13 protein-coding genes are annotated in these 12057 nt (G+C 64.8%); 12 read left to right on the top strand and 1 reads right to left on the bottom strand.

Annotation, left to right across the window (positions count from 1 at the left end; all coding sequences use genetic code 11):
• The first annotated feature begins 105 nt into the window (after positions 1–105).
• From RAD10_RS09530 to RAD10_RS09475, 12 genes are all read left to right on the top strand, one after another.
• Positions 106–1392 (top strand): DUF445 domain-containing protein, encoded by a 1287-nt coding sequence (locus tag RAD10_RS09530; RefSeq protein WP_461617247.1) that lies wholly within the window; start codon positions 106–108, stop codon positions 1390–1392.
• Between the two features lie 188 nt (positions 1393–1580).
• Positions 1581–2351 (top strand): esterase/lipase family protein, encoded by a 771-nt coding sequence (locus RAD10_RS09525; RefSeq protein WP_461617246.1) that lies wholly within the window; start codon positions 1581–1583, stop codon positions 2349–2351.
• 97 nt (positions 2352–2448) lie between these two features.
• The gene (paaX, locus tag RAD10_RS09520) at positions 2449–3315 is read left to right on the top strand and encodes a phenylacetic acid degradation operon negative regulatory protein PaaX (protein ID WP_461617497.1); all 867 of its coding nucleotides are present in this window, start codon (positions 2449–2451) and stop codon (positions 3313–3315) included.
• Between the two features lie 76 nt (positions 3316–3391).
• Complete coding sequence (gene paaA / locus RAD10_RS09515) at positions 3392–4384, top strand: 1,2-phenylacetyl-CoA epoxidase subunit PaaA (protein WP_461617245.1); 993 nt, start codon at positions 3392–3394, stop codon at positions 4382–4384.
• A gap of 10 nt (positions 4385–4394) precedes the next feature.
• A complete protein-coding gene (gene paaB, locus RAD10_RS09510; protein WP_247496664.1) occupies positions 4395–4682 on the top strand; it encodes a 1,2-phenylacetyl-CoA epoxidase subunit PaaB in 288 nt (95 codons plus the stop codon).
• The gene (gene paaC / locus RAD10_RS09505; protein ID WP_461617244.1) at positions 4682–5458 is read left to right on the top strand and encodes a 1,2-phenylacetyl-CoA epoxidase subunit PaaC; all 777 of its coding nucleotides are present in this window, start codon (positions 4682–4684) and stop codon (positions 5456–5458) included. The genes paaB and paaC overlap by 1 nt, the downstream gene beginning before the upstream one ends.
• Positions 5452–5955 (top strand): 1,2-phenylacetyl-CoA epoxidase subunit PaaD, encoded by a 504-nt coding sequence (gene paaD / locus RAD10_RS09500; protein ID WP_461617243.1) that lies wholly within the window; start codon positions 5452–5454, stop codon positions 5953–5955. The genes paaC and paaD overlap by 7 nt, the downstream gene beginning before the upstream one ends.
• A 2-nt stretch (positions 5956–5957) precedes the next feature.
• Entirely contained in the window at positions 5958–7040 is a 1083-nt protein-coding gene (paaE, locus tag RAD10_RS09495; protein WP_461617242.1) for a 1,2-phenylacetyl-CoA epoxidase subunit PaaE, read from the top strand.
• 101 nt (positions 7041–7141) lie between these two features.
• The gene (gene paaI, locus RAD10_RS09490) at positions 7142–7591 is read left to right on the top strand and encodes a hydroxyphenylacetyl-CoA thioesterase PaaI (protein WP_461617241.1); all 450 of its coding nucleotides are present in this window, start codon (positions 7142–7144) and stop codon (positions 7589–7591) included.
• 40 nt (positions 7592–7631) lie between these two features.
• Positions 7632–8963, top strand: coding sequence for a phenylacetate--CoA ligase PaaK (paaK, locus tag RAD10_RS09485; protein ID WP_461617240.1), 1332 nt, complete (start codon positions 7632–7634; stop codon positions 8961–8963).
• A 50-nt stretch (positions 8964–9013) separates the two neighbouring features.
• Positions 9014–10018 (top strand): quinone oxidoreductase family protein, encoded by a 1005-nt coding sequence (locus tag RAD10_RS09480; protein ID WP_461617239.1) that lies wholly within the window; start codon positions 9014–9016, stop codon positions 10016–10018.
• Positions 10019–10020: 2 nt separating this feature from the next.
• The gene (locus tag RAD10_RS09475; protein ID WP_461617238.1) at positions 10021–11079 is read left to right on the top strand and encodes a YeeE/YedE family protein; all 1059 of its coding nucleotides are present in this window, start codon (positions 10021–10023) and stop codon (positions 11077–11079) included.
• Here RAD10_RS09475 and RAD10_RS09470 read toward each other — a convergent pair.
• A complete protein-coding gene (locus tag RAD10_RS09470; protein WP_461617237.1) occupies positions 11058–11972 on the bottom strand; it encodes a DMT family transporter in 915 nt (304 codons plus the stop codon). The two genes, RAD10_RS09475 and RAD10_RS09470, sit on opposite strands and share 22 nt — an antisense overlap.
• Between the last annotated feature and the right edge of the window lie 85 nt (positions 11973–12057).

Raw genomic sequence — 12057 nt, 5'->3', positions numbered from 1 at the left:
GTGCGCAATTGCGCACCAGAGAATCTCGAGCTTCTCAGGTGCGCAAGAGCGCACCATAGTTCGATGCTTCGCATCGCCCCGGAATGACGTAATCTCCCATCCGTCATGAATGCACCCGCCACCTTCTCCTTCGACACCCCCGGCGATGCCGAACGTGCGGCCGAGCTGCGCCGTGTGAAAGCGCTGGCGACACTGGTCTTGGCCGCGACGCTTCTGCTCTTCATCGTCGCGAAATGGCTGCTGCCGGTGCATCCCGTGTTCGGCTTCATCGCCGCCTTCGCGGAAGCCGCGACCATCGGCGGGCTTGCCGACTGGTATGCCGTGGTCGCGCTGTTCAAGCGGCCGCTCGGCCTGCCGATTCCGCATACTGCGATCATCCAGAGCAACCAGGCCCGGATCGCCGACAAGCTCGGCGAATTCATCCAGGTGCATTTCCTCGAGGCGGGTCCGGTCGAGGCCAAGCTGAAGGAGATCGATTTCGGCTCCTTCGTCGCCGACTGGCTGCGCGACCGCAAGCGCAGCGACGATCTCGCGCGTTTCGCGCTCCGCCTGTTGCCGGAGGCCGTCTCGGCGACGGAGAGCTCGGGCTTGATGACCTTCATCATCCGCCGCATGTCATCGCAGCTCCAGGCGATCGACCTTGCGCCACTCGCCGCGGGCACGCTGCGCGGTTTCGTGGCGGAGGGGCGCCATCAGATCCTGTTCGACGATCTCCTGCGCGTGATGCACGAGACGCTGAACCAGAAAGAGACGATGGGGATGATCCGCGACAAGGTGCGCGCGGAATTGCCGACCCTGCTGCGGCTCTATCGCGCGGACAAGTTTCTGGTGAACAAGATCGTGGCATCCGCCACCGCCTTCTTCAATGAAGTGCGCAGCGATCCCAAGCATCCGTTCCGCGGCGAGTTCGATCGCATGGTGCTGAGCTTCGTCGACCGGCTCGGCACCGACCAGGCCTATATCGACCGGATCGACGGGCTGAAGCGCGATCTGCTTGCGCGGCCCGAGCTCGCCGATCTCGCCCGCACCGTATGGGCCAACACGCGCTCCTTCATCGAACGCAGTGCGAGCGGTGAGACACAGGTGCTTCAGCATCACCTCGCCGGCATGTTCGCCGCTGCTGGAGAAGCCCTCGCCGGCGATGCCGAGCTGCGCGACGAGATCAACAAGGGTCTGGTGACGGTGTTGCGCAGCTTCGTCGCCGACCAGAAGAGCGGCGTCTCCATCTTCATCTCCGACCAGGTCAAGGCGTGGGACATGGCTCAGTTGATTTCGCTGATCGAAATCAACATCGGGCGCGACCTGCAATACATCCGTTTCAACGGTTCGCTGATCGGTGGGCTCGCTGGGCTGGTGCTCTACTCCGTAGAATTCCTGCTCCGATTGCTGTGACTTTTGCGTCACGGACGTTAGCATTAACGCGCGGGCCTATTGTCGCCCCGCGACTCTCCCGCTTGAATGTCGGGAACCGGCCGCCTAGCTGATTCATGCTGCGCTGCGGAACGATCAAGAAGCCGGCGTATTGGAATTCATGCCCATTTGCCGGCATCGCGCCCGGCGTCTTCTCAGGGGAAACATTGATGACCGCTACTGCCCAGACGCTGCGTCCGCCGTCCCGAACTCTGATGTTTATGGAAGGGCGCGCGATCCACGAGTTCGGCGCATTTCTCGGCGCACTGCCGCTGCTGAGCCTTGCGCCGCGCGGCGATGGGCATCCGGTGCTGGTGCTGCCGGGCCTCGTGGCCTCCGATGCATCCACGCGTGCGCTGCGCACGTTTCTGACCAGCAAGGGATATGCGGTGAGCGGCTGGCGCCAGGGCCGCAACTATGGCCTGCGCGAGGGCGTGCAGCATGCGATGGTCGATCTGGTCGAGGAGCTCAGCGACACCCATGGCCGCAAGATCAGCCTGGTCGGCTGGAGCCTCGGCGGCCTCTATGCGCGCCAGCTCGCCAAGATGATGCCCGAGCGCGTGCGGCAGGTGATTACGCTCGGCAGTCCCTTTGCCGGCAATCCCCGTTCGACCAATGCCTGGCGCGTCTATGAATGGGCGAGCGGGCGGAAGTCCGACGAGGTCGATCCGCGGTTCGGCGGCGAGCTCGCTGTCCCGCCGCCGGTGCCGACCACCGCCATCTTCAGCCGCACCGACGGCGTCTGCGCCTGGCAGGGCTGCATGGAAAAGACGGGCGCCCAGACCGAGAGCATCGAGGTCGAAAGCAGCCATTGCGGCATGGGTCATCATCCCGCCGTGGTCTACGCGGTCGCCGACCGGCTCGCACAAAAGGAAGGCCAGTGGCGGCCGTTCGACCGCAGCGGTTGGCGCAGCTTGGCATATCCCGATCCGCACCGGTAGTTTTCTTCGCCTCTCCCCGTAAGAACGGGGAGAGGGAGAGCAAGAGCGTCGCTCCCATCCATTGTCGCGCCTGCACAAAACGCGCTATGCCTCGCGCATGGCGCATCCGCTCTCCCGCATCGTCGATCAGCTCAAGCGTGAACCGTCGCGCACCGGCTCCATCGTCATCACCGTGTTCGGCGATGCCATCGTGCCGCGCGGCGGTTCGGTGTGGCTCGGTACGCTGCTGGAGTTCTTTCAAGGGCTCGACATCGACAGCGGGGTTGTGCGCACGGCGATGTCGCGGCTCGCCGCCGACGGATGGCTGACGCGCGAGAAGGTCGGCCGCAACAGCTTCTATCGGCTGGCCGACAAGGGGCGCCAGACGTTCGAGGCCGCGACGCGCCACATCTACGATCCGCCGCCATCCGACTGGACCGGCCGCTTCGAGCTGCTGCTGATCGGCAATGGCGAGGATCGCGACGCCTCGCGCGAGGCGCTGCGCAATGCCGGCTTTGGCAGTCCGCTGCCGGGCGTCTGGGTCGCGCCGTCAGGGGTGCCGGTGCCGGATGAAGCCGCAGGCGCGATCCGTCTCGAAGTCTCTGCGGAAGACGACAGCGGGCGTCGCCTGCTCAGTGCGAGCTGGCCGCTGGATCGCACCGCGGATGCCTATCTGAAATTCATGAAGACGTTCGAGCCGCTGCGCGCCGCGATCGGGCGCGGCACGGACTTGTCCGAGGCCGACGCCTTCACCGCGCGCATCCTCTTGATCCACCACTACCGCCGCGTCGTGCTGCGCGATCCGCTGCTGCCCGAAAGCCTGCTGCCGACGAGTTGGCCGGGCAGGGCCGCACGGGAGCTGTGCGGCGAAATCTATCGCGCGCTGCTTGCCCCCTCCGAACAATGGCTCGATGGACATGGAACCAACGAGAAAGGGCCACTGTCGCCGGCGCGGAAGCTGCTGGAAAGGAGGTTCGGGGTCTGAGTTTTATGTTACAGAAATATCTTGCATGACGTAATTTTTGTTATATATTGCCTCCCAATAAATCGGGAGGATGCGCATGTATACCCAGGCGCTGAATACGGCCGAGACCGACGACCGCGGTCTTGAGGACGCAGGCCGAGCTGCGCAGTTCCAGGCCCGCATCGATGCCGAGGAGCGCATCGAGCCGAACGACTGGATGCCGGCGGCCTATCGCAAGACGCTCACACGCCAGATTTCCCAGCACGCCCATTCCGAAATCGTCGGCATGCTGCCTGAGGGCAACTGGATCACCCGTGCGCCGACCCTGCGCCGCAAGGCCGCGCTGCTCGCCAAGGTGCAGGACGAGTGCGGCCACGGGCTCTATCTTTATGCCGCGGCCGAGACACTCGGCTCATCGCGCGAGGAGCTGGTCGATGCCATGCTCGCGGGCAAAGCCAAGTACTCCTCGATCTTCAACTATCCGACGCTGACCTGGGCCGATATCGGCACCATCGGCTGGCTGGTCGACGGCGCTGCGATCATGAACCAGATCCCGCTGTGCCGCTGCTCCTACGGCCCCTATGCGCGCGCGATGATCCGGGTCTGCAAGGAGGAGTCGTTCCATCAGCGTCAGGGCTACGAGATCATGCTGACGTTGTGCCGCGGCTCGGACGAGCAGAAGGCGATGGCGCAGGACGCGCTGAACCGCTGGTGGTGGCCGGTGCTGATGATGTTCGGCCCGCCAGATAGCACCAGCCAGCATAGCGACACCTCGACCAAGTGGAAGATCAAGCGCTTCTCCAACGACGAGCTGCGCCAGAAATTCGTCGATGCCACGGTGCCGCAGGCGCAATATCTCGGCCTCACCATCCCCGATCCCGGCATGACGCAGGATGCCGACGGGCACTGGCGTTACAGCGAGATCGACTGGACCGAGTTCAAGCAGGTGCTCGCCGGCAACGGCCCGTGCAATCGCGACCGCATAGCCGCGCGTCGCAAGGCGCATGCAGACGGCGCCTGGGTGCGCGAGGCCGCAGCTAGCTATGCCGCCAAACGTGCGCATCGCCAGACTGCGCAAGCCGCGGAATAGGGAGATCAATATGGCCACGCCGAACACGCCGCTGTGGGAAGTCTTCATTCGCAGCCGCAACGGGCTCGCGCACAAGCATGTGGGATCGCTGCATGCGAGCGATGCCACCATGGCGCTGCAAGCCGCCCGCGACCTCTACACCCGCCGCGGCGAGGGCCTGTCGATCTGGGTCGTGCCGTCGACCGCGATCACCGCGAGCGATCCCGCCGAAAAAGGCATGATGTTCGAGCCGGCGGAATCGAAGATCTACCGGCATCCGACCTTTTACGAGGTGCCCGAGGAAGTGGGGCATATGTGATGCCCGTCGCCAACATCCAGGTCTCCGAAACGCCGCTGGTGCTTTATGCGCTGCGCCGCGCCGACGATGCGCTGATCCTCGGCCACAGGCTGTCGGAATGGTGCGGTCACGCGCCGATGCTGGAAGAGGATATGGCCCTCTCCAACATCGCGCTCGATCTGATCGGCCAAGCGCGCGAGCTTTACAGCTATGCCGCCAAGGCTGAAGGCAAGGACAACGACGAGGACAAGCTCGCTTATCTGCGCGACGTCAGGCAGTACCGAAACCTCCTTCTGGTCGAGCAGCCGAACGGCGATTTTGCCCAGACTTTGGTGCGGCAGTTCTTCTATTCGGCCTTCGCCGACCTCTACTGGCGCGCGATGATGAATTCGCGCGACACGACGCTGGCAGCGATTGCCGCCAAGTCGGAGAAGGAGAGCGCCTATCATCTGCGCCACGCCTCCGAATGGATCATCCGGCTCGGCGACGGCACCGATGAGAGCCACGCCCGCGCGCAAGCCGCGATCGATCAGCTCTGGGCCTTCACCGGCGAGATGTTTGCCGTCGATGACGGCGAGCGCGCGCTGATCCATGCCGGTATCGCGATCGATCCCGGCACCTTGCGTGGTCGCTGGTTGCAGACGCTTTCCGATGTCGTCAGCGAAGCCACGCTGGTCTTGCCGCACAACGACTGGATGCAGCAGGGCGGCCGCGTGGGCCGGCACAGCGAACATCTCGGCCATCTCCTGTCCGAGCTGCAATCGATGCAGCGCACCTTTCCGGGGCTGACGTGGTGAGCCTGCTCGACCGTGACAGCGAGCTGCGCCGGCGCGCCTGGGACGCTGCGGCGAGCGTGGTCGATCCCGAAATTCCGGTGCTGACCATCGCCGACCTCGGCGTGCTGCGCGAGGTTGCGCTCGACGGCGATCACGTCGAGGTCGCGATCACCCCGACCTATTCCGGCTGTCCGGCGATGAACATGATCGCGCTGGAGATCGAGCTGGCGCTGGAGCGCGCCGGTTTTCGCCGGTCAAAAGTCCGCACCGTGCTGTCGCCGGCCTGGACCACCGACTGGATGAGCGAGGAGGGCCGCCAGAAGCTGCGCGCCTACGGCATCGCGCCGCCGCAGGCATCAAGCTCACGCCGGGCGCTGTTTGGCGAACAGGCGGTGGGCTGCCCTCAATGCGGCTCGGAAAATACCGAGCTCTTGTCTGAATTCGGCTCGACCTCCTGCAAGGCGCTGTGGCGCTGCAGGGCCTGCCGCGAACCCTTCGACTATTTCAAGTGTCATTGATCATGTCAGCAGCCGCACCGCGCTTCCATCGCCTGGCCGTCAGCGACCTTCGCCGCGAGGCGTCCGACGCCGTCTCGATGACCTTCGCCATCCCCGGCGAACTCGCTCGCGATTACGCTTTCACGCCCGGCCAATACCTCACGCTTCGCACCACGCTGGACGGAGAGGAGGTGCGCCGCTCTTATTCGATCTGTTCCGGCCCTGATGACGGCGAGATTCGTATCGCCGTGAAGAAGATCGACGGCGGCGCGTTTTCGAACTGGGCGGCGGACGAGCTGAAATGCGGCGACCAGCTCGACGTGATGACGCCGACCGGGCGCTTCGGTGCAGTCCCGCCGGCGGATAGCGCACGCATCCATGTCGGCTTTGCCGCGGGCTCCGGCATCACGCCGATCCTGTCGATCGTCAAGGGCACGCTCGCGCGTGAGCCAGGCAGTCGCTTCTTCCTGTTCTACGGCAACCGCACGACCGATAACATCATGTTTCTCGAGGCATTGGAGGAACTGAAGGACCGCTTCATCGACCGCCTCTCCATCTTCCACGTTATCTCCGGCGAAGAGCAGGACATCCCGATCCTGCATGGCCGGCTCGACGGCGACAAGGTGAGGGTGCTGCTGCGCTCGCTGGTGCCGGCGGGAAGCGTCGATCATGTCTACATTTGCGGGCCCCTCGGCATGAGCGAGGATATCGAGGTGACCTGCCGCGAGCTCGGCATCGTGCAAGAACGCATCCACGTTGAGCGCTTCGTCTCGGAGTTCGGCGGCAAGCCGCGGCCGAAGAAGGTGGTCGCGCCCGACGCGCCGCCGAAGGCAATCGCCTCGCTGATCATCGATGGCAAGCGCCGCGACGTTCCGGTTGCCGAGGACGAGGCGATCCTCGATGCGGCGCTACGCGCCGGCGTTGATCTGCCCTTCGCCTGCAAGGGCGGCATGTGCTCGACCTGCCGCGCCAAGCTGGTCGAAGGTGAGGCGCCGATGGACATCAACTATTCGCTGGAGCCCTGGGAGCTGAAGGCGGGCTTCGTTCTGACGTGCCAAGCCAAGCCGTCGTCGGAGCGCGTCGTGGTCGATTATGACCATGTCTGAGCTGGCACATCAGACGCTGACGTTGCAAATGCGTCGCATTATTTGACAGTTTTGGCCAACCAGCAGAACATCATGGGCAACCATCTGGCCGGGAGAAGCGCGTGAACGTCAAAGCTGCCCTGTCGCCCGAGGATATTTCCCGCGCCTGCGCCGAGGCGATGTGGGCTGAGGACGATGCCTCCAAAGGGCTCGGCATGGAGATCGTCGAGATCGGCCCCGGCTTCGCGACGCTCGCGATGACGGTGCGGCCGGACATGGTCAACGGCCAACGCATTGCCCATGGCGGCTTCATCTTCACACTCGCCGATTCCGCCTTCGCCTTTGCCTGCAACTCGCACAACGAACGCGTGGTCGCCGCACAGGGGCAGATCACCTTCATCAAGCCGGGCAAGCTCGGCGACCGCCTTGTTGCGAAGGCGTGCGAGGTCACCCGCGGCGGCCGCTCCGGCATCTATGACGTGCGAGTTACCGCAGGCGATACCGTTATCGCCGAGTTCCGCGGGCACTCGCGTGTCATTCCCGGCACGTGGCTGCCGACGCAGGACCAATAAATCAAATCAAGAAAAAACTGATCAATGATGGGAAACGAGGATGGCTCTGACGAGACTCAAGGAAGGCGGCGGCGCCTATAGCGCCGAGATGGACGCGCATGAGCGCGCCTCGCGCGACGAGATCATGGCGCTGCAGAAGCAGCGGCTGTCCTGGTCGCTGAAGCACGCCTATGACAACGTCGCGCATTATCGCAGGGCCTTCGACGGGGCCGGCGTACATCCGTCCGATTTTCGCGAGCTCTCCGATCTCGCGAAATTCCCGTTCACGGTGAAGACGGATCTGCGCGACAACTATCCCTTCAACATGTTCGCCGTGCCGCGCGAAAAGCTGGTGCGCGTGCATGCCTCCTCCGGCACGACCGGCAAGCCGATCGTGGTGGGGTATACGCAAGGAGACATCGACACCTGGTCGGACGTGATGGCGCGCTCGATCCGCGCGGCCGGCGGCCGTACCGGCATGATCATCCACAACGCTTATGGCTACGGCCTCTTCACCGGCGGCCTTGGCGTGCACTACGGTGCCGAAAAACTCGGCTGCACCGTGGTGCCGATCTCGGGCGGCATGACCGAGCGGCAGGTGCAGCTGATCAACGATTTCCGGCCCGACATCATCACGGTGACGCCGAGCTACATGCTGGCGATCCTGGACGAGTTCAAGCGTCAGAAACTCGATCCGCGCCAGTGCTCGCTCAAGGTCGGCATCTTCGGCGCCGAGCCCTGGACCAATGCGATGCGCGGCGAGATCGAGGACGCCTTCGATATGGATGCGACCGACATCTACGGTCTTTCCGAGGTGATCGGCCCCGGCGTCGCCCAGGAATGCATCGAGACCAAGGATGGCCTGCACATCTGGGAGGATCATTTTTATCCCGAAGTGATCGATCCTGAAACGGGCGCGGTACTGCCCGACGGCGAGAAGGGCGAGTTGGTCTTCACCTCACTCACCAAGGAAGCTTTTCCGGTGATCCGCTATCGCACCCGCGACCTGACGCGGCTGCTGCCGGGCACGGCGCGGCCAGGCATGCGGCGGATGGAGAAGGTGACGGGCCGCTCGGACGACATGATCATCCTGCGCGGTGTCAATCTGTTCCCGACCCAGATCGAGGAGGTGCTGCTCGCGACCGACTGGTGCGGTGGGCACTTCATTCTGGAACTCACCCGCGAAGGCCGTATGGACGAGCTCACCATCATCGCGGAGGCGCGATCCGAAAGCTGGGACGGCCGGGGTCTTCTCGACCATGCCGACCGGATTTCGACCCACATCAAGAACACCATCGGCATCAGCTCCAGGGTGCAGGTGGTCGCGCCCGCCACGCTGGAACGCTCGCTGGGCAAGGCCAAGCGCCTCTACGACAAGCGGCCCAAGGATTGACTTGACCGGCCCCAAAGGCGACAAGGCCGGCGAGAAGTCGCGGGTCTTTCATGTCGCCAGCCGATACCAAAACCATCGAAGCGCGCTGCGTGCGCCTCAATGCCAAGGCCGAGAACGGCGCCGCGGTTGCGCCGGTGGTCGAGCGTCACACGCTGACGCGCGGTCCAAACGATGTCCTGATCGAGGTGAAGGCCGCCGCCGTCAATCCCTCCGACGTCAAGGCCGCGACTGGCTTGATGCCCTATGCCGTGTTCCCGCGCACGCCGGGCCGCGACTATTCCGGTGTGGTGATCGACGGACCGGCCGGCACGGTCGGTCGCGAGGTGTTCGGCTCTTCCGGCGATCTCGGCATCCGCCGCGACGGCACCCACGCAACCCATCTCGTGGTCGAAGCTGACGCCGTCGTCGATAAGCCGAAGACGGTGTCGTGGGAGGAGGCCGCCGGCATCGGCGTGCCCTTCGTCACCGCGATGGAAGGCTTTCGCCGCGCGGGCGTGCCGAAGAACGGTGAGACCGTTTTGGTGTTCGGCGTCAATGGCAAGGTGGGGCAGGCCGCGGTGCAGATCGCGACCTGGCAGGGCGCGCGCGTCATCGGCGTGGTGCGCAAGGCGGAAGCTTACGAAGGCCACACCAACGCCCCCATCGAGGTCGTCGACGCCTCCGCGACCGACGTCGCCAAGCGCGTGCGCGAACTGACCGGTGGCAAGGGAGCCGACATCGTCTTCAATACCGTCGGCGATCCCTACTTCCAGGCCGCGCACAAGTCGCTCGCATTGCGTGGCCGTCAGATCCTGATCGCCGCGATCGACCGCATCGTGCAGTTCAACATCCTCGAATTCTACCGGGGCCAGCACACCTATGTCGGCATCGACACGCTCGGCCTGTCGTCTGCCGCGACAGGCGCAGTGCTGCGCGATCTCGGCCCCGGCTTTGCGAGCGGGCAGCTGAAACCGTTCCCGATCAAAGCGAATGCCGTCTATCCGCTGGAGCGCGCCAAGGAGGCCTATGTCGCGGTTGCCGGCTCCTCGCGCGATCGCGTGGTCCTGAAGCCGTAATCATGGACTCGTCCGCAGCAATCGTCATCTTCGCTGGCCTTGCCATCGGCCTTGTCTACGGAGCCGTCGGCCTGCTCAGCGGCTTCTGCCTGATGAGCAGCATGCGCGGCTGGCTCGCGGAAGGAGACGGGCGGCTGGTGCGGACCTATGCGCTGGCGATCGCCGTTGCGATCGCCGCCAGCCAGTTCCTTGCCGGCAACGGCATGGCCGATTTGGGCAAGTCGATCTACCTGCAGCAGACGTTCTCGGTGCCGGTGCTGTTCCTCGGCGGAGTGCTGTTTGGTTACGGCATGGTGCTGTCGAACGGCTGCGGCTCGCGCGCCCTGGTGCTGCTCGGCCGCGGCAATCTCCGATCCTTCGTCGTGGTGATTGTGCTCGCCATCGCAGCGCAGATGACGCTCAAGGGGCTGGTCGCGCCGGCGCGCATCGCGTTGGTTCAGGCCTCGCAAACCACCGTCAATGTCAATTCGCTGCCTTCGTTGCTGGCATCGCTTGGCCCCGGTGAAGCGCTCTCGCGTGCGCTGGCGGCGGCCGTGATCGTCGTCGCGCTGATCCTGTTTGCCTTCGCGCATCCGATGTTCCGGCGCTCGCCGGGCCAGATCGCGGCGGGCGTCGTCGTCGGCCTGCTCGTCGCCGTCGGCTGGTTCGTGACCGGCTATCTCGGTGCCGACGACTTCAATCCGGTGCCGGTGACCTCGCTCACTTTCATCGCGCCGATCGCGGACGCGCTGCAATACGCCATGCTCTCGACCGGCCTGACGCTCAATTTCGGCATTGCGACGGTCGCCGGCGTGTTCGCCGGCAGCCTGATCACCGCACTCGCCACGGGCCGCTTCAAGCTCGAAGGCTATTCCTCGCCGCGCCACATGCTGCGCTCGGGCAGCGGCGCCGCGCTGATGGGCATCGGCGGCGTGATGGCGTTCGGCTGTTCGATCGGGCAGGGGCTCACGGGCGCGTCGACGCTGGCGCTGGGCTCGTTCGTCGCGCTCGCCGGCATCCTGCTCGGCACGACCGCAGGTTTGCGTGGCGTGCTGCGGGTTCAACCGCTCGCGGTGGCCTGACTGCGCAACAGCCGGTCGCCGAGCGTCGCAAGTCCGATGCCGGCGACGATCAATCCGGCCGCGACGGCGAGGCTCATGTCGATGGGCTCGCCCAGCAGGATCGCGGCACTGGCGATGCCGACGAGCGGCGTCCCGGTGGTACCAAGCGACGTCGTCAGCGCCGAGATGCTCTTGTTGACCATCGACATCGCCCAATAGGCCAGCGCGCTTCCGATCAGGCCGGAGTACAGGAACAGCATAGCCAGCCTCCACGACCATTCCACATGTGGTAGTCCGTCGATGACCATCGCAAGGGTCGAGAGCACGCCCGTGGCCACGAGCAGCTGCCAGAACAGGAGCTGGAGCGGGGAGGCGATCCAGCGATGCGCGCGGATATAGATGATGTTCGCTGCCCAGGAGATCGCGGCCAGGATAACCATGCCGGCGCCGAGCACGACGTTGGCATTGCTCCAATCGATTGAGGACGGATTCAGGATCACGGCAAGGCCGATCAGTCCGAGCAGGGCGCCGGCAAGCTTGGGTGCGGTCAGCGTGTCCTTCCCGAGCAGGGGGGCCGCAATCGCGACCCAGAGCGGCGTGGTGTAGCCGAGCACGATGCCCTTGCTTGCGGGCAGGAAGCGCAGGCCAGCCGCGACCAGAATGGAGAAGAGCGTCATGTGCAGCAGCGCGACGCTGAGGACCACCGGCACGTCGCGCCGCTCCGGAATCACGAGATTGTTGCTCAGCCCGAGGATCACAAACAATCCTGCCAGCGCGATCCAGCTCCGGATCGCCGAGCTCCACAGCGGCGGGACGAGCTGCACCAATTGCTTCGTCACCGACCAGTTCACGCCCCAGGCCAGCACGACGATGAGGAACAGGCCGACGGCGGCGCGGGGTGACAGGGAGTTCATCGCAAGATCCTTGAAGCAGTCCGGTCCGGCAGATAGCATTCGCGCTGGTACCCACAAAAGCACCAGATCAGAAAGGAACAAGGTG

The sequence above is a fragment of the Bradyrhizobium sp. 23AC genome (assembly GCF_054863025.1).
The sequence above is the reverse complement of the archived record's forward strand: the minus strand, read 5'-3'. Positions and strand labels throughout refer to the sequence as shown.